The sequence below is a fragment of the Mesorhizobium sp. M0478 genome, from assembly GCF_040321305.1.
GTDB lineage: Bacteria > Pseudomonadota > Alphaproteobacteria > Rhizobiales > Rhizobiaceae > Mesorhizobium.
In genome coordinates, this window is record NZ_JAMYRH010000002.1 from 592,563 (window position 1) to 617,765 (window position 25,203).

The following is a 25,203-nucleotide window of genomic DNA, read 5'->3' on the forward strand; positions in this document are numbered from 1 at the left end:
CCTGTCTCGCGGAGCGAGGGACCCTTGTCGCGCAGCATCGGGCTTGCCCACATCATCCGTCACGAAGACGGCACCTCGTCAGGTGTCTGGGGGCCCTACACGCTGCAGAGCGCCTTCCAGCCGATCTTCGCCTTCAACGCGGGCAAATTGTCCGTGGCGGCATTCGAGGGGCTGATCCGGCCGTTTCGCGACGGCGAGCCGCAATCGCCGATGAACTTCTTCCGCACCTGTCCGGCCGGCGACCGTCTGCATATCGAGGCGCTGACGCGCACGCTGCATTTGCTCAACGCCGGCGCCTGCCTGCCGCAAGAAGCCTCGATCTTCGTCAATTTCGACCCGTCGGTGTTTACCGAGCGCTCCGTCGCCGACAATGCGCTGCGCGACATGCGACTGGTGCTGCACGAGGCCGGGATCGATCCGCGCCGCATCGTCTGCGAGGTCACCGAGCAGAAGTCAGCGTCGCAGGAAACGCTCTACAGCTTTGTCGAGGCGCTGCGGGCCAATGGTTTTCGCATCGCCGTCGACGATTACGGCGCCGATGAATCCGACATCAACCGCATCAAGGAACTCAAGCCCGACATCGTCAAATTCGATGCGCACTGGATCACGCAGCTCATGGAATCCGGCGCCGGCTTTGCCCTGCTGACTGCCATGGTGACGAACTTCGAACTACAGGGCATCCGCACGGTGTTCGAAGGCATCGAGGAAGGCTGGCAGCTTGAATTGGCCGAGAAATCCGGCGCATCGATGGTGCAGGGCTTCGTGCTGGCGAAGCCGGAACTGGCGCCGACCAGCTTTCGCGCTTTCGGCAAGGATGGGCAGCCGTCTGCCGCGGCGGCCGAGCCTGGCAAGGCGCCGGCCGGCCCGACCGTAGCGCCGTCAGTGCGGCCGGGCAGGGTGTTCGGGCGCAGGACCGGGCCATGACCGGGCGGCGCGAGCGGCGGCGCGATGTCGGCGAAGCGATCTTTGCCGACGAGGTCGGCATCGAATACGGCGTCTATGGCGCGTTCCGGCTGAAGAGCGCCTACCAGCCGATTTTTGCACCACGCGGCGGCGCGCTGGCCGCGGTTGCCGTCGAGGCGCTGATCGAACCGCACCGCGCTTCCATGCCGGTTGCGCCGGCCGTGTTCTTCGACAGTATTACGGCTGCCGACCGGCTGTTTGTCGAGACGATGTGCCGGATGCTGCATCTGAGAAACTTCCGCAACATCGGCGTCGACGGGCTCGACCTGTTCTTCAACTACAACCCGATGATCAACGATCATCTCGGGCGGGCGCTGGCCGAGATCCGGCTGATGACGCGGCATCTCGGCGATCTCGACCTGCATGCCGCCATGCTGGTCTGCGAGATCACCGAACAGGCGGCCGACGATCATGTGCTGGCCCCGCTGGTGCGCGAGATGCGGCGTCACGGCATCCGCATCGCCATCGACGATTTCGGCACCGGCCATTCGACCGCGGAGCGGATGAGCCTGCTGCAACCGGATATCGTGAAGATCGACGGCGGCTGGTTCGCCGAATTCTGCCGCCACACTGCCGCCGAGCGCTTCTTTCGGCCGCTTGTCTCGTCGCTGCACGATCGCGGCGCCAAGGTGCTGGTCGAAGGCATCGAGCAATCCGTGCATCTGCGCGTCGCGCTGGATGGCGGTGTCGACCTGCTGCAGGGGTATCACCTTGGCCGGCCGGCGCTTGCCGGCACGATCTTCAACCAACAGCCACTGTCGATCGAGGCGCTGCTGGGCGCCGACAACAAGGTGGTGCCGTTGCATCTGCGGCGTTAACTTTGTCCTCGCGCTTGCCGCCGCTTCGCGGCTCGCTCCGGACGGGGCGCGCCAACGGGCGCGACGCCCGGTCGGGCTTGCGGCCTTCGGCCGGTAGCGCGCATTCAGAGAGGGCGAACTCGGCCCGCGCGAAGTTCGGCCAAAGCCTGCTCGGCAAGCTTATCCAGTCGACCGGCCTTGGCGTCAGCCTCGATCTGCATATCCCACACCTCTGCCTGATACGCTGCGAACCATTTGGCAAAGGCCTTTAGTTCTTTGGTGTTCAGGGCTGCGATGGATCTTTCAATCTGTTCGAGCTTGGTCATGGGGCGAAACTAATAGCATGGCCATCGTCCAATTCCAGACAAACAAAAAGGCGGGATAAATCCCGCCTTCCCATTTTCGGTAGCCTGATCGGAGCTTTAAGTCCGGGCCGGCAGCTATCTGCTGATCCAGCTTGTCGGGTCTTTCTGCTCCAGCGCGCTTCTCGCGCGACCGTCAGTACATCCGTGACTTGCCGCGCGCCCCGAACTCTCGTCCGGCGCGCGCTATCGCAAAATCAGGCTGCCTTGCTCAGAGAACCAGCGGACGACTTGCCTGTGCGGCGGTCCTGCTCGATCTCGAAGTTGATTTTCTGGCCTTCGACCAGGGTCGACAGTCCAGCGCGCTCGACAGCGGAGATGTGAACGAAAACGTCCGCACCGCCCGAATCAGGCTGAATGAAGCCGAAGCCCTTGGTGGCATTGAACCACTTGACCGTACCAGTTGCCATATGAATAGTCCTCGCATTTGCTTTGGTTTGACCGAACCGAGGTTCAGCCGGTTTGTATCGAGATTTTGGAGATAGACGTCAGCAAACGCGAAGATCGCGAGGCCCGGATCGATCGGCCGAAATATCAATGGAGCTGATATAGGCGGGTTTCGCACCAAAAACAAGATGGCTCGAAAAATGGCGTTGCGGTGGCGCCGCCCAAAGGCCGCCCCAATCGCATGAAAGCGTCGAGCAATCGGGAAGATCGGGACGCCCGACGGCGTTAGTCCGGTTTTGGGAGACTGTCATGAAAACCGTTGTGAAAACCATTCTGCTTGCCGCCTGCCTGACGCTGGCGGCCGCCGAGGCGCAGGCGATCTCGCGCTACGACCCCACTCGTATGAGCTGCGACAGGGTGCAAGGCACGATCGCCCGCCAGGGCGCGGTCATCCTGCGCTATCAGTCCAGGCGTGTGCCGGGGCTGCCGCTCTTCGACCGCTATGTGCAGAGCCAGCAATTCTGCAATGTCGGCGAGGTCAGGAAGCGCGCCTATGTGCCGAGCGTCGATACCGAATCCTGCCCGGTCTATCTCTGCAAGCGGATCGAGAACGACCATTTTCACCGCCGCTTCCTGCGCCGTCATTAGGCATATTGATATTCAAGTGAGGCCGGCCTGCGAACGATGGTCTTCTGCGCTTCCGGCGCCCACGTACATTAAGTACGCTCCGCTCCGGTTCTCGAAGACCATAGTTCTCGGTGCGGCCTGACCTGAATCTCAACATACCCAGCCGGCATACCATCCAAGCTCTTAGAACCCGAACGAGACCTGCGCCGCCGGCGGCGGGCCGACGCGCACGCCTTCCATGGCCAGCATCTTTTCCTTGGTGGCCGAGCCGCCGGGCGCCGAGAAGCCGCCGATCTTGCCGCCCGCGGCTAGAATCCGATGGCAGGGGATGACCAGCGGCACCGGGTTGGCGCCCAGCGCTGCCCCGGTTTCGCGCGGCAGGCCGGCTTGGCCGGCGCGCTTGGCCAGTTCGCCATAGGTGGTGGTTTCGCCGTAATGCAGTTTTCGCGCCGCGTCGTAGATGGCGAGACGGAAGTCGTCGACGCCGTCGAGATCGACCGGCACACCGGAGAAATCGACGTCCTCGCCTGAGGCATAGGCCTTGATCGAGGCGATGAGCTCGACCACCCATTGCGGCTGCCCAATGTTCGCAGTCGTATTGGCGGCAACACCGGCATGCCGCATCAGCCGGCGTTCCACCGCTTCGCGGCTCCTTTCGGGCAGGCAGAGCCGGATCAGGCCCTTTTCGCTCCAGGCGATGCCCATGAAGCCGATCACTGTTTCTAACACTGCGTGGCCGGCTGTGATCGAAGATGCCGTTTCCATGATGCGCTCCTTTCCGCAAACTGGCGAAAACCGGGATACCGACCGGTACATATGCAGAACAATATGGCATCTGAGCCCGGCTCTCGCCACCCGAAAACCACCAGATGGTCCCGATTGCCCACCAGGAATCGCTGGTGTAAGGACTTCTTAACAACCGACAAATCGGACCCGCGCGGCTTGCCAGCAAAATTCAACCTTTTCGCGATCTCTGTGATCGTCGGCGCAGCTGCCCTCAGCGGCTGCCAATCGACCTCGCAGATGAAGGCTACGCCTGCGCTGACCGAAACCGCGACCGCCGCCGGCAGCGATGCCGGCTTCACCGTGCCGCTGCCCGATACGGTTTCGGTGCTGCCGCAATCCTCGGGCATAACACCCGCCCAGGCGGCCGAAGTAACTCTCGCCACACCAGCACTTGCCGCCGCCGCGCAGCCGGTTGGCGCGACCGCGGCCTTTGCCGGCGCGACGCCCACGGCCCCGGCCGTGCCTGCGGTGATGGCAGCCAATGCCTGGCAGGCGCCTGCGCCCGCCAACGCCGGACAGCCGGTCGCGGCGCAATATACGACCGCCAGCCTTGTCATGCCGGCGACCGCCAAGGGCGGCCAGAACGCCATGCCCGGCGTGCAGCAGGTAGCCTATGTCGTGCCGCAGAACCCGGCTTCCCTGGGCCAGTTCCCCGCCGCGCCGCTCGGTCTCCCGGAAGAAGAGCATGCGACCGGCATGCGCGGCGATGTCGACCGGCTGATCCAGAAATACGCTGCTCTCTACGAGGTGCCGGTCGATCTGGTGCGCCACGTCGTCAACCGCGAAAGCACCTACAATCCCAAGGCTTACAATAACGGCCATTGGGGGCTGATGCAGATCAAGCACGCGACGGCGCGCGGCATGGGCTATGACGGGCCGGCCAAGGGCTTGTTCGACGCCGAAACCAATCTGAAATACGCGGTCAAATATCTGCGTGGCGCCTGGCTGGTGGCGGGTGGCAACGCCAAGAAGGCCGATTGGCTCTACCAGACCGGCTATTATTTCGACGCCAAGCGCAAAGGCCTGCTCGAGGCCACCGGCCTCGGTGTCGACCGCAAGCGCCGCCGGCTGCAGCCCGACGCCTGAGCGCGATGCCTGAACCGCGCCCGCCGGCTCCAAACGACATCCGGCTGCGCAAAATCCTCGACGAGACGCTCGTTGCACCGCACTGGCCGGCCGGCTTTACCATGCGCTGCTTCGAACATGGTGACGCGCAGCCCTTGCATGCGCTTTTGACCGAGGTGTTCGACGACGGCACCGACGGCCCGTTCGACGAATGGTGGCCGCGCATATCCAGCGATGCCGAATTCGACCCGGCGCTGTGTTTCCTGGTCATCGACGCCAAGGGACGGCTGGCGGCGGCAGCGCTGTGCTGGACCAGGGCCTTCGTCAAGGACCTCGCGGTCCATCCCGAAGCGCGCGGCAAAGGCATTGGCGAAGCGCTGATGTGGCAGGCTTTCAACGCCTTTCGCGATCGAGGCGCGGCCCATGTCGACCTCAAGACCAACACGGTCGAGAACGCCGCCGCGCTCGGGCTCTACGAGCGGCTGGGAATGGTGCCTGTCGCCTGGGAAGGGTAAGGGCTTTTTTCTTGCCGCAATTCCCTGGGGAAAACGCTACGCGCTTTTCCCAGGAAAACCGGTTCCCACTTTTCCTGGAATTGCTCGAGCGCTGTTGAAATCCTTCGGATTGTGAACTGCTTCACATAGGCCGCCGCAACCGGATGCTACCTCACCATCCATGCCTTTCGACCGATGGCGGATCGACGACTGGCAGATGTGGAGGGGCTGCACCGGCATGTGTTCAGCCACTCCTTGGCGGGTCCCAGGCGGGGGTTTGGGGCCCGCCAGTCGTTTTACGGCAGCCCTCAGATATCGGGCGCATTGCCGATCTTCTTTTTGAGCTCAAGCGCCCAGGCGCGGCCCTCGTCGCCGCCCCACAGCAGCCAGGCGATATGGCCGGCCGATGGATTGTCTTCATTGCCGTAATTCTTGCCGCGCTTGTCGACCTCGTGGCGGGCGAAGTAGCTGACCATGCGGCGGATAGTGGATGGCGCCAGCTTTTCGCGGTTCTTGAGTTCCGTCGCCCGCGCCACGCCGATCTCGGTGCCGCCCCGGCCGAATTCTCTTCGCAGCCTCAACCCCTTGGCGGCATTGTCGGCCACCACTTGCGGGCAGCGCAGATCGATCTCTTCATCCTCTTGCATGTGTCTCCCCAGCTCCGGAAATCTAACCTGCAGACGCAATACAGGGAAGTGCAACCGGCTCCCAATGCAGCGCCGTCCATTAGGATCAGCGCGCCATCGGCATCTGCGAGATCCTGTGGAACCTTATGGATTTCACGCCTGAGGGTCGGCCGAACTGGAACGAACAGCTGCAATATGGCGAGGCGTGCTGTCCTGAGGTTTGTCCGCCAGGGGCTCGGGACGGCTCTTCGGCAGATGGTCGCTGACGAATAGTTCTCCGGACGCAACCCTGCCGCCAATGCCGCGTTTGATTAGCCGAGGGAAATTTTCAAATCGGAGACCTCAGATGAAAACGCTTCTCACCATTGCCGCCGTCGCCTTGTTCGCCGGTGCCCCTGCCGCCTTTGCGGCCAACTCGACTGCGGTCGCGCCTGCCATGGCCGCCAGCAAGGTCGATACCCCAACCTTCGTCAAGACCGTGCCTAGCTCCAACGAATTCGAAATCCAGTCGAGCAAGCTCGCCGAGGAGAAATCCAAGGCGGCTGACGTCAGGAAATTCGCCAAGCAGATGGTCAAGGACCACACCAAAGCCGGCAAGGAGTTCAAGGCGGCGCTGAGCCAGGGCCAGACCACCGGTTCGACCAAAGCCGCGGGGCCGGCCCTGCAGCCGAAGGAGCAGGCAATGCTCGACGAGTTGAAGAGCGCAAGCGGCAAGGATTTTGACGCCAAGTACATCCAGATGCAGACGGACGCGCACAAGGAGGCCGTAGCCCTGTTCAGCAGCTATGCCAACTCGGGCGACGACCCGGCGATGAAGGAATTCGCCAAGAAGACGCTGCCGACGCTGCAGATGCACGAGAAGCACGTGAAGGAACTCGCGGCCGCGCATCAGGGTTGAGGAGTGGTGACTGGCCAGCAATAGCATTCTACGGCGCCCCCCTCTGTCCTGCCGGACATCTCCCCCACGAGTGGGGAGATCAGCAGCGTCGGCGCCGTGCTTTTCTTGCGACGGTGAAAATTGGCGAAGGCTGAGGCGACAGCCAATCTCCCTCCTTGTGGGGGAGATGTCCGGCAGGACAGAGGGGGGCGCCGTAGAGTGCGACGGCCGATGCCTGCCGTTGGCAAGGCATTGCGGCAAAGTGGCTCTGTGGCTGCGCCGGCAGTGACATACACTGCCGCCACCAATTCAATGGAGCTCCCATGCCCAAGATCGACCTGTCCACCGTGCCTGTCCGCAAGGGCTCCGGCTACCCCGCGCCCTTCGACGCCCCTTGCGCCGAGCGCACACGCCACCGCCTCGGCGATGCCGGCGGCCTCACCGATTTCGGCGTCAACCTGATGACATTCATCAGGCGGCTGGTCCAGCCAGCGCCACTGGCACAGCCATGAGGACGAGCTCGTCTATGTGCTGGAAGGCGAACTGGTGCTGGTCGAGGATGGCGGCGAGACGCTGCTCAAGGCCGGCGACTGCGCGACCTTTGCCAAGAACAGCGGCAACGGCCACCACATGATCAACCGCTCGTCCACAACGGCGCGCTATCTCGAAGTCGGCTCGCGCAATCCGGATGATCTCATCACTTGCTCCGACATCGACATGATGAGCCCGAGTTCGGATGGCAGGTTTCTGCACAAGGACGGGACGCGGTATCCGGGGCAGGGGTGAGGGCTGGACCATGGTTCGGCGCTGGCGTTCGCTGGGCGGGGGGATAAGTTCCTCACGATTAAAGGTGGCGCAGGCCCCCTCATCCGACCGCTTCGCGGCCACCTTCTCCCCGCTGGGGAGAAGAGGGAAGCGCTGGCGCTGACCGGCTCCTCTCCCCTCGGGGAGAGGTCAGCCGAGCGAAGCGGAGGCTGGTGAGGGGGCCTTGGCGCCAGCTTGGCAAACAAAGGGAGCATCACCATGAAAAAAGAAGTCATCGAAGTGCCCGTCATGTCGGCCAAGGTGCGGGCGCTCGGGCTGCCCTGCTCGACGGCGGTGAGGGCCAACGGCTTCGTGTTCATCTCGGCGACACCGCCGGTGGACATGGTGACCGGCGAGATGGTGTGCGGCGACATCGAGGTGCAGACCGAGGCGTCGCTGAAGGCGTTGAAGCACTGCCTGGAAGCGGCCGGCACCTCGCTGGAAAACGTGGTGATGGTGCGCATCTACGCCGTCAATTCCGGCTTCTACAACGCCATCAACCGGGTCTATGCCAGATACTTCAGCGTCAACCCGCCGGCGCGCAGTTTCGTGCCGGTGGCGTCATGGCCGATGGAATTCGATATCGAGATCGAGTGTGTGGCGGTGGCGTGAGAGTTGGACATCTATTTCGCATGAGATTTTCCCCGGTTCCATGAGGATGCTGTATTTAAAACAGTGGCGAGGGGTGTCATGAAGTTAAAACAGCTAGTCTCCAATATTATTGTGGAGCTGACGCGCATTCAAAGCGCAGCTGCTCCTCCGTGGAGGGAGGATGACGATTTTCCTCTTCCACGGATGATCGCCGTAGATGGGGAGCGGACACTGTACGTCTCCAAGAAGATCGATGATTTAATCGATCTGGTGTCGTTGCAGATACATTCGAGTGATAGTGAATTGGGAAAGCGTATCGGAACTTCGGAATTGCATTCAATCGTTCGAAGAGCCTTTGGGCCTGCACTAGCTGCAATAGACCTCGATCACGGTATCTCCGAAAATGCCAAGACGGCACTTTCCAACGTGAGACTATTCGTTGAACAGTCCATCAATCGCGAAAAACTGAGATATGAACATTGCTTTGGCTGCACACTGTTCAGCAGGTTGTTGATCCCCGATTTTGCGATAGGTGCAGTGCGTTTCGAGACACGCATGAGATGGCTAGAGAGAAAGAGGGCTGAGGGCGATATAAGTCTGACTACCTATCGGCGTACTAAAAAGGTTTGGTCTGGAAGCAAGATCAGAGCTCGAAAAAGCAGTTTCGAGAGTATGGGTGAAAGCGATGTCCTCGATGCGATTAGCGACTGTCCATATGTATGCAGCATCACAACAGATGGATATAGCCTAGGTTTAGGGCGCGAGAAGGCACTTATCGCTGCGCGGCTGGCCCTCACCTCAATCGCGCTTTTGTGGCAAACACCCTCCAAGCGGCTTGATGGCTTTAATCTTGCCTACGATCGAACAGTTCATTTCCAAACCGCGATGGCGTTTCATGAAGGCCATATCCTTACGAGCCGTACGAAAATTCATCTGACGGTTGATGGCAATTTCAGCGAAGAAAAATGGGGGTCTTTGGTCGAAGAAAGGGAGAATTACTTTTCCACCGCCCAAGAGATAATAGGCTACAACCTATCTCTCACAGATGTACCGCGTGCAAATCTAGTTCGCGCTTTATTCCACGCCATTCTCTGGTTTCACGAAGGTTGCCGAGATCGTTCACCGCTCATTGCTATCGTAAAATTCGCGGCGGCTATGGACGCTCTTGCCTGTGGCGGAGGTGAGAATGGAATTCTTTGCCTATTTAGCGCCCGTCTTGGCTTGAAAGGCGACGCCCGGGTGTTTTCTGACGGAACGACATTAAAGAGCGCAGTGTCGGTGATTTATGGGTACGGACGAAGCCGTACTATGCATGGTAGCAATGAAAGAATTGGAACGGATTGGAGTAACAATTCCGCACGTGCCGAACAATTAGCGCGTCTATGCTTGAGTTCTTGTATGGAATGGGCAGGCGAAAATCGCGACAAAGATGATCCGAAACTGATGTCCGGTTTATAGTATATTTAGGCGTGCAGTGCCTAAATCGCTCAATATCGCTGGTTACAATCCCTCAGGCAAAATACTCCTGCAGCGGCCTGACCTCCAGGCTCCCCGCCTTTAGCGCTGCAATCGCCTCCGCCACAGCCGCCGCCCCCGACAGCGTGGTGTAATACGGCACCTTCTGCATCAGCGTGGCGCGGCGCAGCGATTTCGAGTCCGACACCGCCTTCTGGCCGTCCGTCGTGTTGAAGACGATCTGGACCTGGCGGTTGCGGATGGCGTCTTCGATGTGGGGGCGGCCCTCCAGCACCTTGTTGATCTTCTGGGCGTCGACGCCGTTTTCGGCGAGGAAGCGGGCCGTGCCGGATGTCGCCAACACCTTGAAGCCCTGGCCGGCGAGGCGCTTGACCGCCGGCAGGATGCCGGCCTTGTCCTCGTCGCGCACCGAGACGAACAGCGTACCGGAGCGGGGGAGATCAACGCCGGCGCCGAGCTGGCTCTTGGCGAAGGCGAGCGCGAAGTCGCGGTCGAGGCCCATGACTTCGCCGGTCGAGCGCATTTCCGGGCCAAGCAATATGTCGACGCCGGGGAAGCGGGCGAAGGGGAAGACGGCTTCCTTGACCGCTATGTGGCCGGGGTTCCTGGGGTCGGGCATGGCGCCGTAATGGGCGAAGGCATCTTCAAGTGTCTCGCCGGCCATGATGCGGGCGGCGATCTTGGCGATGGGACGGCCGATGGTCTTGGCGACGAAGGGCACGGTGCGCGATGCCCGCGGATTGACCTCCAGCACATAGACCGTGCCGTCCTTGATCGCATACTGCACGTTCATCAGGCCGCCGACATTGAGCGCGCGGGCAAGGGCCGCCGTCTGGCGCTCCAGCTCGTCGACCAGCTCGGAAGGCAGCGAGTGAACGGGGAGCGAGCAGGCGCTGTCGCCGGAGTGGATGCCGGCCTCCTCGATGTGTTCCAGAATGCCTGAGACGAATGTCGACTTGCCGTCGCAGAGGCAGTCGACATCGACCTCGATGGCGCCGGAGAGATAGGTGTCGAACAGAAGCGGGTTCTTGCCCAGCAGCGTGTTGATCTGGCCTGTCTTGTCGTTGGGGTATTTCTGCTTGATGTCCTCCGGCACCAGGCCGGGCACGGTGTCGAGCAGGTAGCTCTGCAGCATGCCTTCGTCATGGATGATCTGCATGGCGCGGCCGCCGAGCACATAGGAGGGGCGCACCACCAGCGGGAAGCCGAGCTCGCCGGCGACTAGGCGCGCCTGCTCGACCGAATAGGCGATGCCGTTCTTCGGCTGGCTGAGGTTGAGCTTATGAAGCAGCTTCTGGAAGCGGTCGCGGTCTTCGGCGAGATCGATCATGTCGGGCGACGTACCGAGGATCGGGATGCCGGCCTTCTCCAGCGCATCGGCCAACTTCAGCGGCGTCTGGCCGCCGAACTGGACGATAACGCCGACCAGTTCGCCCGAGGCCTGTTCGGCGCGCAGGATCTCCAGCACGTCCTCCGCCGTCAGCGGTTCGAAGTAGAGCCGGTCGGAGGTGTCGTAGTCGGTCGAGACGGTCTCGGGGTTGCAGTTGATCATGATCGCTTCATAGCCGGCGTCGCGCAGCGCGAAGGCGGCATGGCAGCAGCAATAGTCGAACTCGATGCCCTGGCCGATGCGGTTCGGACCGCCGCCAAGGATGACGACTTTTTTCCGCGCTGACACTTGCGCTTCATTGGCCAGCGCGCCGGCGAAGGGCACTTCGTAGGTCGAGTACATGTAGGCGGTGGGCGAGGCGAACTCGGCCGCGCAAGTGTCGATGCGCTTATAAACCGGATGAACGTCGAGCTTTTCACGAATCTTCGCAATCACTTCGGCGTCGGTCTTCGTCAGCGAGGCGAGGCGGGCATCGGAGAAGCCCATCGCCTTCAGCATGCGCAGATTGACGGCGTCTTGCGGAATGCCGTGCTCGCGGATGCGGGCTTCCATGGAAACGATGCCGGCGATCTGTTCGAGGAACCACGGGTCGATCTTGCACATGGCGTGCACGTCTTCCAGCGAGGTGCCCATGCGGATCGCCTGCGCCACCATGCGCAGCCGGTCGGGCGTCGGCGTGCCGAGCGCGGCGCGGATGGCGTTGCGGTCGTCGGCGTGGTTGGCAGCCACGGCACCGTGGCCGAGGCCGGGGATCTCGATCTCGTCTAGGCCGGTGAGGCCGGTTTCCAATCCACGCAAAGCCTTCTGCAGGGACTCCTGGAAGGTGCGGCCGATGGCCATGACTTCACCGACAGACTTCATGGCGGTGGTCAGCACCGGCTCGGCGCCGGGGAATTTCTCGAAGGCAAAGCGCGGGATTTTGGTGACGACGTAATCGATGCTCGGCTCGAAGGAGGCGGGCGTGGCGCCGCCGGTGATGTCGTTCTCCAGCTCGTCCAGCGTGTAGCCGACGGCGAGTTTTGCCGCGATCTTGGCGATGGGGAAGCCGGTCGCCTTCGAAGCCAAGGCGGAACTGCGCGAGACGCGCGGGTTCATCTCGATGACGACGAGGCGGCCATCGGCCGGGTTGACGGCGAACTGCACGTTGGAGCCGCCGGTCTCGACGCCGATCTCGCGCAGCACCGCGATCGAGGCGTTGCGCATCATCTGGTATTCCTTGTCGGTCAAGGTCAGCGCGGGCGCGACGGTGATCGAGTCACCGGTGTGTACGCCCATCGGGTCGATATTCTCGATCGAGCAGACGATGATGCAATTGTCCGCCTTGTCGCGGACGACCTCCATCTCATATTCCTTCCAGCCGAGCACGCTTTCCTCGATCAGCACTTCGGTGGTCGGCGAGGCGTCGAGGCCGGACTGGACAATGTCGTAGAATTCGGCGCGGTTGTAGGCGATGCCGCCGCCGGTGCCGCCCATGGTGAAAGACGGGCGGATGATGGCGGGCAGGCCGACATGGTCGAGCGCCTGGGCGGCAATCGCCATGCCATGGCTGATGTAGCGCTGCTTGCGGTCGCCTTCGCCGAGGTTCCAGCGGGTTTCCAGCGCGTCGAGCGCGGCATCGAGGTCGGCAGGCGCCTCGGCCTTTACGGCGGCGCGCTCGGCCTCGTGCGTCTTGCGGTCGGCGTTCTTGACATCGGTGGCATTGGCAAGCATCGACTTCGGCGTTTCCAGGCCGATCTTCTTCATCGCCTCGCGAAACAGCGCCCGGTCCTCGGCCTTGTCGATCGCCGTGGCGTCGGCGCCGATCATCTCGACATTGTAGCGTTCGAGCACGCCCATGCGGCGCAGCGACAGAGCAGTATTGAGCGCGGTCTGGCCGCCCATGGTCGGCAGCAGCGCGTCGGGCCGCTCCTTGGCGATGATCTTGGCGACGACTTCAGGCGTGATCGGCTCGATATAGGTGGCGTCGGCCAGTTCCGGGTCGGTCATTATGGTGGCCGGGTTGGAATTGACCAGGATGACGCGAAAGCCCTCTTCCTTCAGCGCCTTGCAGGCCTGTGTGCCGGAATAATCGAACTCACAGGCCTGGCCGATGACGATGGGGCCGGCCCCGATGATCAGGATCGACTTGATGTCGGTGCGTCTTGGCATCGTTGTGAGTTCCGTTCGGCGAGCGGCTTGCACGAAAAACCGGGACGGGAAGACCCGGCCGGTTGTGCTTGCGATTCTGGTATCAGGCTAGGAGGGCCTTATAGGGAAGAGTTTTGGGAGATGTAACCCCGAAAATGAGGCTAGGCAGTAGGGATTAGGCAGTAGGGATCAGGCAGTGGGGATTAGGCAGGAGCGAGGTTAAGGCGCCTATTGCCCATTCCCTACTGCCTGACACCTAATCCCCCAGCGCGAGCTGATCCGTAATCTCAAACCGCTCTGATACCCCGACGCGGATCATGTTGAGGCTGCCTTCCCTTGTGAAGCGGAAGTCCTTGCCCAAATCCGAGTTGGCCGGCATGCCGGCAGAGAAGGAGATGACGCGGGTGCCGCCGTCGGGCCAGGTCACGGTGATGTCTGCCTTGTCGGCGCCATTGTGGACGATGTTGACGGCGCAGCGGGTCATCGGTTGTCCGACATAGCGGGCGCAGGGGATCTCGGCGGTGGCGCCGAGGGCGGGCGGGGGTTCCAGCCGTGCAACGGTTTGCGTAGCGGTCGCAGCTTTGGCCTGGTCTGGCCGTGGCGTCGGGGATGGTACCCCCGGCGCGGACGCCGTATCCGGCGCTGCTCCCGCAGACGCGGCGGAATCCTGTACCGGCGTCCCCGTGGCCTCCGTCGCCGGAGCCTCCGTGGCGGGGATCTCGCCCGTCCTCGGGCTTTCATTGGCTGCGAAGGCGAGGCCATAAGCATCCTGCATGGCGGTCCTGCCGATCTCGGCGGCGGACTTCGGCGCGCCCGGATCCGTGCTGCCAAGGCGCTCCGTCAGGTCGAGTGGAGCCGGCGCGGGTGCAGCCGGGGTGGGTGGAGCCTGAGTGGGTACAGGCGGAGCGGCAGAGGCGGCAGGTGCAGTTGCTGGGGGTGTTGCGGCCACGTTGGCCGGCTGCGTCGGCATGTCGGGCGCGAGCGCCGGGCCGCCGGCTTCAGCACTGGCGGTCACCTGGGGCGGCACGGCGTCAACTTCGACCACGGTCGGATTGTCGGGGATAAGATAGCGCGCGGGCGCCCAGCCTTTGACCAGTGGATTGTCGATCTCCTCGACCTTGCACCAGCGGTGGCCGTCCACTTCGTTGCAGCCGAAATTCCTGACGCTCGAGCCGATCGGCAGACGCGCCTGGGTTCTGCCGACCGGCGACGGCGTGGCGCGGATGTTGAGGAGATCGCCTGGGCCGAGCTCGGTCACTATGGAAACGATGTCGGCAGGCGCGTCCTCGGCATTGGCCGGCAAGCTCACCAACAACGGGCCCACCACCAACGGACCCGCCAACAACCGGGCTGCCCGCAGGAGCGGAGCGCCAGTCAGTCGATGCAAAATGGTTCGGATTGTGCGCCTCATCATTTGGCCGTGCGCCGATTACCCTTGCGGCAGCAGTCCTGCCGTATGCCAAGGCGGTTTTATAAGGGACGATACGCGGCCATGTAAGTCTGAAAATGCGTCCGATGTTTGGTGCCGCGAGGCGGAAGCAGGGCGCAGCCGTGCGGTCAAGCGGAGCCTTGCCAAGAGGGTTTGGGCATGAAGCCGGTCCTCAGCGCATGCGCCCATTCCGGTCGGCCCGCCTGTGCGGCCTGTCTCGCCGCCGCTTCGTGGTCGTAGTCGACGGCGATGGTCTCGAAACGGTCGGGTCCTTCGCCATCCAAGGTGAGGATGCCGTAGCGCGCATGCGGGCTGCCTTGCTCCGAAACATGCGCCGGGGGCGTGTCATCTTCATAGGCGGAGGCGCCGACGCTGCCGGGATTGAAGAGCAAGGGGCCGCCGGGGATACGGACCAGTTCCGCGCGGTGGCTGTGGCCGCACAGCACGATGCGGCAGGCCGGGTCCAGCGCCTGCAACCGCCGCTGAATAGCGGCAAGCGGCGCGCGCACCAGTTGGCCATCGACGATCGCGTCGAGCAGGTATTTCTCGTCATGGTCGGGCCGCGCATGGAAAGCGACCACGCCGGGAACAATCTCCAGCGTGAAGGGCAGGGCGAGCAGGGCTTCGCGCTGCGCTGATGTCAGCCGTTCCTGCGCATAGCGGTCTGAAGCCCACATCACATCGTCGGCCGGATCGACCGCGACCCGGCGGTCATGGTTGCCGCGCACCGTCGGCAGGTCGAGCGCTTCGAGCCGCTCGAACGTCTCGCGCGGCCAGAGCGGGCCGGAGACACAGTCGCCAAGGTTGACGGTGAGATCGGCGCCGCCGCGCCGCGCCAGATCGGCGAGCACGGCATCCAGCGCCAGCACATTGCCATGGATGTCGGCGAGAACGGCAATGCGCATGCGGCGGGCTCCTTGGTGCAGCCCGTTGAGGCTTGCGGCCGGTCTTCGTTATCAAGCCCCTGCCTTCATTATCAAGCCCTTGAGATCGTTCGAGACAGCCGGGAGCCCCGCCTATCGCGGAAGCACTCCATCTGCTAGCGTCCACGCCGCTCCAGAGTTCATCCGGGGGAGGACAGGCGATGACCCGCGACCAGATGGTTGCCCACCTTCGCGCCGCCAATGACGTCGCGCGCGAGACTGCCGCGCACGGGCACCATCCTTTCGGCTGCGTGCTCGTCGGCCCCGACGATCGCATCCTGATGCGGCAAGGCAACATCAACACCGTGCGCCACGCCGAAACCGAGCTCTCCCGGCGTGCCGCCGACACCTATCCGCCGGATTTCCTCTGGTCCTGCACGCTGGTCACAACCGGCGAGCCCTGTGCGATGTGCACGGGAACGCTGTACTGGGCGAATATCGGCCGGCTGGTCTACGGCTTCGAGGAAACCAAGCTTCTCGCGCTGACCGGCAATCACGCAGAGAACCCGACGATGAACCTCTCGTCGCGCACAGTCCTCGGCTCCGGGCAGAAGCCGGTCGAGGTCCACGGCCCTTTCCCCGAGATGGACGAGGAACTCCTCGCCCCGCATATCGGTTTTTGGCAGCGCTAGGAGCGGCCTGACTTCGGCACCAGCTACGCCGGCATTTCGATGTCGTGGCCGCCGACGATGGGTAGAGCCGGGTCATCTCCGGCCGCCGCAATCACGCTGTCGAGCAGGCCGGGGAAGCGGGCGTCGAGGTCGGCGCGGCGCAGCGTGATCATCCGGTTGGTGCCGGCCACTTCGGCGCGGGTGACGCCGGCCTCGCGCAGTTTGGCCAGGTGATAGCTGAGATTGGTCTTGGAGCCGAGGTCGAGGAACCGGCTGCAGTTCAGCGGCACGCCTTCCTTGCTGGCGAGATAGCGCACGATGGCGAGCCGGGTCGGGTCGCCAAGCACGCCGAGCACGACCGGCAGGCTGATCTGGTCTGTATTGGGGTGCGGCAAAGTCATGGCCCGAAACTAAGCACAGTCGGTGGCGATTTCAACGCGTCGATCTTTCGCGGGCATGCACAGTCCGTTTCGCGATTGGCCCAATGGCTGTCCTGACACAGGGCTGTCAGCAGGCTTCAGCTATTTTCACCTGGCTTCATTGACATCATGTCCTGTTATGTCCAATTGTTCAATAAGTTTTGAACTAAGGACACGCCCTATGGACAAGCGCCTCTTCTGGCTTGCGCTCGGATCGTTCACGATCTCGACCGAAGGCTTCGTCATCTCCAGCCTGCTGCCTGATATCGCCACCGACGCCCGCATTTCCATTCCGCTCGCCGGCACGCTGATCACCGCCTTCGCGCTGGCTTACGCCATCGGCACGCCGATCCTGGCAACGCTGACCGGCGAATGGGACCGGCGCCGCGTCATCTTGTGGACGCTGGCGTTCTTCGTCATCGGCAATGTGGTGGCGGCGCTGAGCTCGTCCTTCGAGCTGCTGCTCATTGCCCGCATCATCATGGCGCTGTCGTCAGGCCTGTTTGCCGCGACCGCTCAAGGCACGGCGGTGGCGCTGGTCGATGACCACCACCGGGCGCGGGCCATTGCAGTCGTCGTCGGCGGAACCACGGTGGCGGTTGCGCTGGGTGCACCGCTCGGCGCGCTGGTTGCCACGATAGCCGGCTGGCGCGGGACCTTCTTTGCCATTGCCGGGCTCGGCGCGCTGGTCGGCGCCATTCTGTGGTACCGGCTGCCGCGCGGAATTGTCGGCACCAAGCTGCCGCTCAGGCGGCGGCTGGCTGCGGCGCTGCGCCCCGGCGTCATGCCGATCCTGCTGACCACCGCTCTTGCCCTGATCGGCGCCTTCTCGGTGTTTTCCTATATCGCGCCGCTGGCCATCCAGAGCGGCGGCCTCAGCCCGATTGCGCTGCCCGGCATGCTGCTCGCCTTCGGTGTGGGCGCCGTCATCGGCAACATAGCCGGCGGCCAAGCGGCCGACCGTTTTGGTGCGACGCGCACCGTCGGCTGGTCGCTGGCGCTGAGCGCCGTCATGCTGGTGATGCTCTCGGTCATCCCGACCTTCCTGCCGCAGCATCTCGCCGGGCCGGCATTGATGGCCATGATGGTGCCGTGGGGCATGGTCGGCTGGGCATTTCCGCCGGCGCAGGCCAGCCGCATCATCAAGCTGGCGCCCGACGCCGCCCCGATCGTGCTGTCGCTCAACGCTTCGGCCCTCTATCTCGGCGTGGCGCTGGGCGCTGTGGCCGGCGGCGCCGTGCTTCGCTACGGCGTGCCGGCCGACCTCGGCCTGGTCGCCGCCATCTTCCCGCTGATCGGGCTTGGCGTGGTGCTGGCCGGCCGCTGGGCGGCCCGGCCGGTCGCCATGCCGGCGGAATAGATCTTTGCAAAGGACCGGCGGCCGTTCTTTCAGCTTGAAGGGGCGGCCGCCGGCACGTCGTAGTCCAGCGCCGCGACTTCATCCAGCATAGCGCGCAGATCTGCCGCTCGTTGCGGGCCGAACAGCGTCTCGAAGCGCTGCTGAGCAGTGCTCCACAATTGCGTCGTCTCCTCGAGCTTGGTCTGGCCTTGCGGCGTCAGCCGCACCCGCTTGACGCGGCGATCGTCCTTGTCGGCGAAGGTGTCGACATAGCCGTCGCGGATCAGCGGCTTCAGCGTGTGGCCGAGCGCCGAGAGATCCATGACCATCGCTTCGGCTATCGTGCCCATCGCCGGCTCGTTGCTGACATGGATCTGGTAGAGCAGGCCGTACTGCGTGCCCTTCAGACCCGAAGGCGAGATTACATCGTCATAGAAGCGGCCGAGCTTGCGCGCGGCGCGCCGCAGCGTGGCGTTGTTGCAAAGGCTGAATCCCGGCAGCACGGTCTTGCTCATCACGACCCCTTGCCGGCAAAACCGCTGCCGGCCTGTCGCAGAAATAGTTTCTGCCGCCTCCGTTGACAAGATAGTGGTATAAGCCTACTTCCGGAAAGTGGTACATGCCACTAATTGAAATCAGGGCGAGGCGAGGGTCATCGACCTGTCTCGCCGGGCAAAAAAGGAACAGGACAATGAGTGGACAGGACAACAAGGGTACCGCAGTCGTCACCGGCGCATCGGCCGGCATAGGTGCTGTCTATGCCGACCGGCTGGCCGGGCAGGGCTACGATCTGGTGCTGGTGGCGCGGCGCGCCGACCGGCTGGAGGAACTGGCTGAAAAGCTGCGTTATGCCTACAAGCGCAAGGTCAGCGTGATATCAGCCGATCTTGCCGACGACAATGATGTGCGCCGCGTCGAGCAGGCGATCGCAGCCGACGACAGCGTCACGCTGCTGGTCAACAATGCCGGCATTGGTGGCCAGGCCGTGGTGGCAACGGCCGACGCCGACGAGGCCGAGCGCATGATCAAGGTCAACGTCATCGCCTTGACCCGCCTGACCCGCGCCGTTCTGCCGGGGCTTCTTGCGCGCAACCGCGGCGCCATCGTCAACATCGCCTCCGTGCTCGCCTATGATACCTCGTTCGGCGGCATCTACAGCGGCACCAAGGCCTACGTCGTCAACTTCACCGAGGCGCTGCACCGCGAAGTCGCCGGCACCAATGTGAAGGTGCAGGCGGTGCTGCCGGGTGCGACCCGCACCGATTTCTGGGAGCTTGCCGGCGGCGACATCGACAATCTGCCGAAGGAGATCATCATGTCCGCCGACGATATGGTCGATGCCGCGCTTGTGGGCCTATCCAGGGGCGAAGCCGTCACCGTGCCGGCACTTGCCGACACAGCCAAGCTGGACACGTTCCTCGGGGCAAGGCAAGTCTTCTACGGCAACCTGCACGCCGACAAGCCGGCTGCCCGCTACGCGGCCTGAGGAGAGAGCTGGTTCGCTTCGCTAACCAGGACCCCCACCCCGCTCACTTCGTTCGCGGCCCTCCCCACAAGGGGGAGGGTAAAGTGCGCGCTCCCCTACCTCCCCTTTGTGGGGAGGTCGGACCGCAGGTCCGGGTGGGGGTACTGGCGCCAACCTCTGCGTTTACGCTCCCCGCCACATCGGTATGATCGATGCAGCCAGCACCAGCGCCAGCACGATGTTGAGCGCGCGCCATTGCCATTCGGTCTCGAGCAGCCGTGCCAGCACCATGCCCGCCACGCACCAGATCGACAGCGAGACGGCTGCAGTGAGGCCGAAGGTCGAGCCGAGCAGCAGCGCGAGTTGTCCCGGCCCGTCGGCAAGGGCCGCGAACGAGGCCGCCGCCCCCAGTCCCATCGCCCAGCCCTTCGGGTTCATCCATTGAATGCCGGCGCCGCCGAAGAAGCTGTTGGGTTTTGCCATCGCCACATCGAGATTGGGCGGCCCGGCGCGGCCGATCTTGATTGCCAGCCAGATGAGATAGAGCGAGCCGATGATTTTCATCGCCAGTTGCAGCGAAGGCATGGCCAGCAGCAGACCGGCGAGCCCGGCGGCGGCAGCAGCGGTCACGGTGGCGAGACCGGCGGCGCTGCCGACCAATAGGGGAACGGAACGGCGAAAACCGAACTGTGCACCTGAGGCAGTCGACAGGGTGGTGGCGATGCCGGGCGTGACGGTGGCCACGAAGGCAAACAGGATGAGCGGAAAGATGGGCTGCAACATGAGGCGTCCTCCATCGAAGGCCCTACGGTAGACTTCTGCATACTTCAGTAAATGCAATGTTTGCGATGGTTGGCATTAGCAGATATAATGCCAACCATGATCCGCAACCTCGACACAGCGCTGATCCGCACCTTCGTCACTGTAGCCGACAAGGCCAGCATGACGGCGGCGGCGAACGCGCTGCATCTGACGCAAGGCGCCGTAAGCCAGCAGATCAAGCGGCTGGAAGAAGCGCTCGGCTGCAGCCTGTTCGAGCGCGACCGGCGTGGCTTGCGGCTGACGCGGCCCGGCGAGCGGCTGTTCGGCAAGGGCAAACGGTTGCTTGGCCTCAATGACGAGATCTGGGCCGAGATGGCGGGCACCGAGGTCGCCGGCCAGGTGCGGCTCGGTGTTCCCTATGACCTTGTCGGCACTTTGCTGGCGCCGGTGCTGAAGGCCTATGCCGAGACCTATCCGCAGGTCGAGATTTCACTGCTCTGTGCGGCTTCGCCGGACCTTGCCGCGGCCCTCGCGGCCGGCACCATCGACCTTGCCGTCATCGAGGAACGGGTCGGCCCGTCGGCCGGTGAGTGCCTGGCCATTGACCGGCTGGTCTGGGTGGGGGCCAAGGGCGGCGTCGCCCGCGCCAAGCGGCCGCTGCCGGTGTCGATCGTCGCCGACACCTGCGCCTTCCGCCCGGTGGTGCTGTCGGCGCTGAACGAGCACGGGCTGGAATGGCGCACCGTGTTCGAGAACGGCAACATCGACGCCACGACCGCGACGGTGCGCTCCGACCTTGCCGTCACCGCCTGGCTGGCCTCCACCGTGCCCGCCGACCTCGACATCCTGCCTTTCGATGCCGGGCTGCCGCCGCTGCCGAATTTTTCCATCAATCTGCATTTGCCGAAGTACGGCACGGCGCCGGCAGCGCAGGAGTTCGCGCGGTATATCCGGGGTGGGTTGGCACGGCGGGCTGTGGCGGCTTGACAGAACTTGGATTTCCTCTCCCCCCGTCGATCGGGGGAGAGGAAAGGTGCCAAGCCTGTCCCTGTCACTTCGAGTTCTTACGCCGCTCGAGCTCGGCCTCTGACGGCTTCTGCGTAGCGAACGACCCGACCTTGACCTCACCCCCGCGTTCGTAGGTCGCCATGATGACGCCTGTGGTAGTGGCCTGCGACTTGACCAGCTTGAAAGCGGCGGGCATCGCACCACCATCGAACAGCCGCTTGCCCTTGCCCAGCAGCAGCGGGAAGATCATCAACCGGATCTCGTCGATCAGACCGTTGGCGAGCAAAGTCTGGATCAGCTCGCTCGAACCCTGGATGAGCAGGTCAGCTCCATCTTCCTTTTTGAGGTTGCGCAACGTGGCGACGATATCGTCCCCAAGCCATTGCGTGTTCTCCCAGGTCAGGCTGTCCGGCCGATGCGTGGCCACATATTTGGTCGCAGGGTTGAAGACGTCTCCGATCGGATCTTTCTGGTAAGGCCAGTACGCGGCGAAGATGTCGTAGGTTCTGCGGCCGAGCAGCAGGGCGAAGGGTTTGGAGAACATTTCCTCCATGGCCACCCCCGCCACCTCGTCGAAGTAGTGGAACGTCCAGCCGCCGAATTCGAAGCCGCCAACCGGGTCTTCTTCCGGGCCGCCTGGCGCCTGCATGACGCCGTCGAGGCTGACGAAGGTGGAAGCGATGATCTTTCGCATTGGATTTTCCTTTTCCAGGATCCGCGCCGTCAGGGCCGGATTTCGATCTAAGGACGGACAGGCCGGCGGCCGCCCGACAGGCGTTGGCAAAAAAACGCTGCCGGCCGACAAGGGTACCTACCGCCGTCGCCCGCCGCCAAGCGCCTGCGACGAAAACCAGACGTCGCCGATGATGGCGGTGGCGGTCCGGTCCGGCGCCCTGTCTGACGTCAGCCAGATCGAACGGCTGCGCGCCGCCTTCTGGAGGTCGGGGATTTTGGCCGCCGAACCGGCCGCCGAGGCGCCGACGCAGGGGATGAACCACGAGCGCATGAAGGGGTCGCAGGCAAAGCCCTTGTCGGTGCGGGTTACCATCACGGCCAGGCCGACGCCCTGAGACGGACGCCAGGGAAAGATCATGCGGCCACCGGGTTTCAGCGCCCTCAGCCAGGCAGCCGGCGGTGCGACGACACCGGCATTGACATAGATGATGTCGGACGGCGGCAGATCGCCGGTGACGGCATCGCCGTGGACGACGCTTACATTGCCGTAGGTTTCGAGATTCTTTGTTGCTCTGGCAGCAAGATCTGCCTCTATTTCGAAGGCGGTCACCGGGCCGGGCGCAACCAGCCGCGCCAGCAAGGCGGTGTAGTAGCCGGTGCCGGCGCCGATATGGGTGACGGCCTCGTCCGGTCTGGGGGCGATCCTGCCGATCCACATCGCGTGCAAGGAGGGTTCGCCATTGTTGATGCCCTTGTCGGCATCGAGCGCCACCAGCACGTCCTGATAGATGTGAACAGGATCGGCGCTCGGCGTCATGATCTTGCCGTTGCCGGTGGTGAGCGCCCTGCCGGCGACTACCGCCCAGGGTCCGGGACCGAGAAAGGCCTCGCGCGGAACGGTGGCGAACGCCTCTTCGAGGCGCGGATCGGCCGAGCCGGCATTGGCCGCCATCAGCTGCGCGTAAAATTTCCTGGCGTCTTCGACACTTGTCATGATGGCGAGCAAGATAGCGCAAGCCGCCGGTTTGTCGCGGTCGGGAATGAGAATCAGCCGACGCCGAAGACGGTGTCGTAGAGCAGCTTGAAGTTGAGCACCAGGATGACCGCCGCGACCACCCAGGCGAGGGCCGCCACGCCACGGGGAATGGCAAGGTCGCCCATCTTCTTCTTGTCGGAGACGAACTGCACCAGCGGGATGACCGCGAAGGGCAGCTGCATCGACAGCACCACCTGGCTGAAGACCAGCAACTGGCCGGTGCCCTTTTCACCATAGAGCGCGGTCACGACCACCACCGGGACGATGGCGATGCCGCGCGTCAGCAGCCGGCGCGCCCATTGCGGAATGCGCAGGCGCAAAAAGCCTTCCATGACGATCTGGCCGGCAAGCGTAGCCGTAACCGTCGAGTTGAGGCCGGAGGCCAGCAGCGCCACCGCAAACAGGATGGAGGCGATGCCGAGGCCGAGCAGTGGCGACAAGAGCTCGAAGGCTTGGCCGATCTCGGCGACATCCTGATGGCCGGTGCCATGGAAGGCCACCGCCGAGACGATCAGGATCGAGGCGTTGACGAACAGCGCCAGGACGAGCGCGATGGTCGAGTCCGTCGTCGCCCATTTAATGGCGTCGCGCTTGCCTTTTTCGGTCCGTTCATAGGCGCGTGTCTGTACGATCGAGGAGTGCAGGTAGAGATTGTGCGGCATCACCGTGGCGCCGATGATGCCGATGGCGATGTAGAGCATCGCCGGATTGGTGACGATCTCCGTCGACGGCACGAACATCGAATGCAGGATCGAGCCGACCGGAGGGGCAGCGGCAAAGATCTGGATGGCGAAACAGCCGAAGATGATGATCAAAAGCGCGATGACGAAGGCTTCGAGATAGCGGAAACCCTTGTTCATCAAGAGCAGCACGATGAAGGCGTCGAGCGCCGTCAGCAACGCGCCGCCGATCAGCGGAATGCCGAACAGAAGCTGCAGCGCGATCGCCGTGCCGATCACCTCGGCGAGGTCGCAGGCGATGATGGCGAGTTCGCAGGCGATCCACAGCACGAAACTGACGGGACGCGGATAATAGGCGCGGCAGGCCTGGGCGAGGTCGCGGCCGGTGGCGATGCCAAGCCGGGCGGCAAGCGCCTGCAGCAGGATCGCCATCAGGTTGGACAGCATGATGATGAACAATAGCGTGTAGCCGAACTGGGCGCCGCCGGCGAGGTCGGTGGCCCAGTTGCCCGGATCCATATAGCCGACCGAGACCATGTAGCCCGGTCCCATGAAGGCGAACAGGCGACGGAACCAGACGCCGGACTGCGGCACCGCGATCGTGGAGTTCACCTCGCGCAGGCTGGGAGGATTGTCCTCCGGCCTGTCAAATCGCCAGGATGATCCCAAGGTAGCGTCAGCTTCGGACATGGAGGGCTTTCCACTGGGTGGATCGGTTGACGTCATCCTATCTATGCCAGGGCTCAACATTATGCAATAGGCTATATTTCATTGTATGTGCTTCCTGTTGCGCCGACCGGCAGGCCGGCCGGGGATCGCAAACGCCGGTTGCGCCTACCATGGAATGGAAATAAACGGCTGGAACAGTTAAGCCCGTGCTATGAATGGCAAAGGGCGATTGCTTTGCCCAAAGCCGATTCTTGTCAAAAGATAGGAAGGAGCGCGTGTTGGCGCTGAAGCACAGACCGGTTGGACGCGAGGAGCCGCTGCCTGACGCCGAGATTCATTCGAAAGGGTTCCGGCAGCAGCGCGAAGCGCGCCGCGGCGCGCTGGTCGAGGATTATGTCGAGCTGATCGCCGACCTGATCGAGGACGGCAATGAGGCGCGTCAGGTCGATATTGCTGCGCGGCTCGGTGTCGCCCAGCCGACGGTGGCCAAGATGCTGACCAGGCTGTGCGCCGACGGGCTCGTTTCCAGAAAACCCTATCGCGGTGTGTTCCTGACCGACGCCGGGCGCAAGGTGGCGGAAGAGAGCCGCATCCGCCACCAGACGGTAGAAGCGTTTTTGCGTTCGCTCGGTGTCAGCGCCGAGACGGCGCGCATCGATGCCGAGGGCATCGAGCATCATGTCAGCGCCGAGACGCTGGAAGCCTTTCGCAAGGCGATGATCGCGCCGCGCTGAGGGGTGCCGGGGCCGCACCACTGGAACCTCCGCACGTCAGGCTCGTTGCTCCTGACGTTGCGCGTCATTGTCGCGCGCCAA

26 protein-coding genes and 1 pseudogene are annotated in these 25,203 nt (G+C 63.4%); 14 read left to right on the forward strand and 13 right to left on the reverse strand.

What is annotated here, in order from left to right:
- Positions 1–24: 24 nt before the first annotated feature.
- The gene (locus NKI64_RS07310; protein ID WP_352667232.1) at positions 25–924 is read left to right on the forward strand and encodes an EAL domain-containing protein; all 900 of its coding nucleotides are present in this window, start codon (positions 25–27) and stop codon (positions 922–924) included.
- Positions 921–1,781, forward strand: a complete 861-nt coding sequence (locus NKI64_RS07315) for an EAL domain-containing protein (RefSeq protein WP_352667235.1) — start codon at positions 921–923, stop codon at positions 1,779–1,781. The genes NKI64_RS07310 and NKI64_RS07315 overlap by 4 nt, the downstream gene beginning before the upstream one ends.
- A 104-nt stretch (positions 1,782–1,885) precedes the next feature.
- Here NKI64_RS07315 and NKI64_RS07320 read toward each other — a convergent pair whose 3' ends face one another.
- Positions 1,886–2,086, reverse strand: a complete 201-nt coding sequence (locus NKI64_RS07320) for a hypothetical protein (protein ID WP_352667238.1) — start codon at positions 2,084–2,086, stop codon at positions 1,886–1,888.
- A 233-nt stretch (positions 2,087–2,319) separates the two neighbouring features.
- The gene (locus tag NKI64_RS07325; protein ID WP_015316174.1) at positions 2,320–2,532 is read right to left on the reverse strand and encodes a cold-shock protein; all 213 of its coding nucleotides are present in this window, start codon (positions 2,530–2,532) and stop codon (positions 2,320–2,322) included.
- A 298-nt stretch (positions 2,533–2,830) separates the two neighbouring features.
- On the opposite strand from NKI64_RS07325, the gene NKI64_RS07330 reads away from it, so the two are divergent.
- Complete coding sequence (locus tag NKI64_RS07330; RefSeq protein ID WP_023683768.1) at positions 2,831–3,157, forward strand: hypothetical protein; 327 nt, start codon at positions 2,831–2,833, stop codon at positions 3,155–3,157.
- Between the two features lie 162 nt (positions 3,158–3,319).
- On the opposite strand, the gene NKI64_RS07335 is transcribed toward NKI64_RS07330, so the two are convergent.
- Positions 3,320–3,901 carry a methylated-DNA--[protein]-cysteine S-methyltransferase gene (locus tag NKI64_RS07335; RefSeq protein ID WP_023671959.1) on the reverse strand — a complete coding sequence of 194 codons (582 nt, stop codon included), beginning with the start codon at positions 3,899–3,901 and terminating at the stop codon, positions 3,320–3,322.
- Between the two features lie 177 nt (positions 3,902–4,078).
- Between NKI64_RS07335 and NKI64_RS07340 the strand changes: the two genes are divergently transcribed.
- Positions 4,079–5,008, forward strand: coding sequence for a transglycosylase SLT domain-containing protein (locus tag NKI64_RS07340; RefSeq protein WP_352667241.1), 930 nt, complete (start codon positions 4,079–4,081; stop codon positions 5,006–5,008).
- Positions 5,009–5,013: 5 nt separating this feature from the next.
- Positions 5,014–5,502, forward strand: a complete 489-nt coding sequence (locus NKI64_RS07345; protein ID WP_023740207.1) for a GNAT family N-acetyltransferase — start codon at positions 5,014–5,016, stop codon at positions 5,500–5,502.
- 287 nt (positions 5,503–5,789) lie between these two features.
- Here the strand turns inward: NKI64_RS07345 and NKI64_RS07350 are convergent, their stop codons facing one another.
- On the reverse strand, positions 5,790–6,128 hold the full coding sequence (locus NKI64_RS07350; RefSeq protein WP_023697061.1) for a hypothetical protein: 339 nt from the start codon (positions 6,126–6,128) through the stop codon (positions 5,790–5,792).
- Positions 6,129–6,453: 325 nt separating this feature from the next.
- Between NKI64_RS07350 and NKI64_RS07355 the strand changes: the two genes are divergently transcribed.
- The 4 genes and pseudogenes from NKI64_RS07355 to NKI64_RS07370 all read left to right on the forward strand — a co-directional run bounded on the left by NKI64_RS07355 (position 6,454) and on the right by NKI64_RS07370 (position 9,837).
- Positions 6,454–7,005, forward strand: a complete 552-nt coding sequence (locus NKI64_RS07355; RefSeq protein WP_023672417.1) for a DUF4142 domain-containing protein — start codon at positions 6,454–6,456, stop codon at positions 7,003–7,005.
- Positions 7,006–7,307: 302 nt separating this feature from the next.
- Positions 7,308–7,770: pseudogene (locus NKI64_RS07360) on the forward strand (cupin domain-containing protein).
- A gap of 237 nt (positions 7,771–8,007) precedes the next feature.
- Complete coding sequence (locus NKI64_RS07365; protein WP_023713913.1) at positions 8,008–8,400, forward strand: RidA family protein; 393 nt, start codon at positions 8,008–8,010, stop codon at positions 8,398–8,400.
- Between the two features lie 78 nt (positions 8,401–8,478).
- The gene (locus tag NKI64_RS07370; protein ID WP_023713912.1) at positions 8,479–9,837 is read left to right on the forward strand and encodes a hypothetical protein; all 1,359 of its coding nucleotides are present in this window, start codon (positions 8,479–8,481) and stop codon (positions 9,835–9,837) included.
- Positions 9,838–9,889: 52 nt separating this feature from the next.
- Here the strand turns inward: NKI64_RS07370 and carB are convergent, their stop codons facing one another.
- From carB to NKI64_RS07385, 3 genes are all read right to left on the reverse strand, one after another.
- Positions 9,890–13,393: a carbamoyl-phosphate synthase large subunit gene (gene carB, locus NKI64_RS07375; RefSeq protein ID WP_023705856.1), complete on the reverse strand. Its 3,504-nt coding sequence runs from the start codon at positions 13,391–13,393 to the stop codon at positions 9,890–9,892.
- A 235-nt stretch (positions 13,394–13,628) separates the two neighbouring features.
- Positions 13,629–14,681, reverse strand: a complete 1,053-nt coding sequence (locus NKI64_RS07380; RefSeq protein ID WP_352667416.1) for an SH3 domain-containing protein — start codon at positions 14,679–14,681, stop codon at positions 13,629–13,631.
- 248 nt (positions 14,682–14,929) lie between these two features.
- Positions 14,930–15,706 carry a metallophosphoesterase family protein gene (locus NKI64_RS07385; RefSeq protein WP_352667246.1) on the reverse strand — a complete coding sequence of 259 codons (777 nt, stop codon included), beginning with the start codon at positions 15,704–15,706 and terminating at the stop codon, positions 14,930–14,932.
- 179 nt (positions 15,707–15,885) lie between these two features.
- Between NKI64_RS07385 and NKI64_RS07390 the strand changes: the two genes are divergently transcribed.
- On the forward strand, positions 15,886–16,356 hold the full coding sequence (locus NKI64_RS07390; RefSeq protein ID WP_023672423.1) for a nucleoside deaminase: 471 nt from the start codon (positions 15,886–15,888) through the stop codon (positions 16,354–16,356).
- Positions 16,357–16,379: 23 nt separating this feature from the next.
- On the opposite strand, the gene NKI64_RS07395 is transcribed toward NKI64_RS07390, so the two are convergent.
- Positions 16,380–16,736, reverse strand: a complete 357-nt coding sequence (locus NKI64_RS07395) for an ArsR/SmtB family transcription factor (protein WP_023683780.1) — start codon at positions 16,734–16,736, stop codon at positions 16,380–16,382.
- Positions 16,737–16,935: 199 nt separating this feature from the next.
- On the opposite strand from NKI64_RS07395, the gene NKI64_RS07400 reads away from it, so the two are divergent.
- Entirely contained in the window at positions 16,936–18,114 is a 1,179-nt protein-coding gene (locus tag NKI64_RS07400; protein ID WP_023744337.1) for an MFS transporter, read from the forward strand.
- A 29-nt stretch (positions 18,115–18,143) separates the two neighbouring features.
- On the opposite strand, the gene NKI64_RS07405 is transcribed toward NKI64_RS07400, so the two are convergent.
- Positions 18,144–18,608, reverse strand: coding sequence for a MarR family winged helix-turn-helix transcriptional regulator (locus NKI64_RS07405; RefSeq protein WP_352667249.1), 465 nt, complete (start codon positions 18,606–18,608; stop codon positions 18,144–18,146).
- A 176-nt stretch (positions 18,609–18,784) separates the two neighbouring features.
- Between NKI64_RS07405 and NKI64_RS07410 the strand changes: the two genes are divergently transcribed.
- Positions 18,785–19,579, forward strand: a complete 795-nt coding sequence (locus NKI64_RS07410) for an SDR family NAD(P)-dependent oxidoreductase (protein WP_023751208.1) — start codon at positions 18,785–18,787, stop codon at positions 19,577–19,579.
- A gap of 162 nt (positions 19,580–19,741) precedes the next feature.
- On the opposite strand, the gene NKI64_RS07415 is transcribed toward NKI64_RS07410, so the two are convergent.
- Positions 19,742–20,341: a LysE family translocator gene (locus tag NKI64_RS07415; RefSeq protein WP_023689744.1), complete on the reverse strand. Its 600-nt coding sequence runs from the start codon at positions 20,339–20,341 to the stop codon at positions 19,742–19,744.
- 87 nt (positions 20,342–20,428) lie between these two features.
- Between NKI64_RS07415 and NKI64_RS07420 the strand changes: the two genes are divergently transcribed.
- Positions 20,429–21,307, forward strand: a complete 879-nt coding sequence (locus NKI64_RS07420) for a LysR family transcriptional regulator (protein WP_460222886.1) — start codon at positions 20,429–20,431, stop codon at positions 21,305–21,307.
- A 64-nt stretch (positions 21,308–21,371) separates the two neighbouring features.
- On the opposite strand, the gene NKI64_RS07425 is transcribed toward NKI64_RS07420, so the two are convergent.
- From NKI64_RS07425 to NKI64_RS07435, 3 genes are all read right to left on the reverse strand, one after another.
- On the reverse strand, positions 21,372–22,022 hold the full coding sequence (locus NKI64_RS07425) for a dihydrofolate reductase family protein (RefSeq protein WP_023751206.1): 651 nt from the start codon (positions 22,020–22,022) through the stop codon (positions 21,372–21,374).
- A 117-nt stretch (positions 22,023–22,139) separates the two neighbouring features.
- Entirely contained in the window at positions 22,140–22,997 is an 858-nt protein-coding gene (locus NKI64_RS07430; RefSeq protein ID WP_352497549.1) for a protein-L-isoaspartate O-methyltransferase family protein, read from the reverse strand.
- Between the two features lie 53 nt (positions 22,998–23,050).
- Complete coding sequence (locus NKI64_RS07435; protein WP_023691522.1) at positions 23,051–24,409, reverse strand: Nramp family divalent metal transporter; 1,359 nt, start codon at positions 24,407–24,409, stop codon at positions 23,051–23,053.
- A 257-nt stretch (positions 24,410–24,666) separates the two neighbouring features.
- Here NKI64_RS07435 and mntR point away from each other — a divergent pair, with 257 nt between their 5' ends.
- Positions 24,667–25,122, forward strand: a complete 456-nt coding sequence (gene mntR, locus NKI64_RS07440) for a manganese-binding transcriptional regulator MntR (RefSeq protein WP_023672433.1) — start codon at positions 24,667–24,669, stop codon at positions 25,120–25,122.
- Positions 25,123–25,203 lie beyond the last annotated feature (81 nt).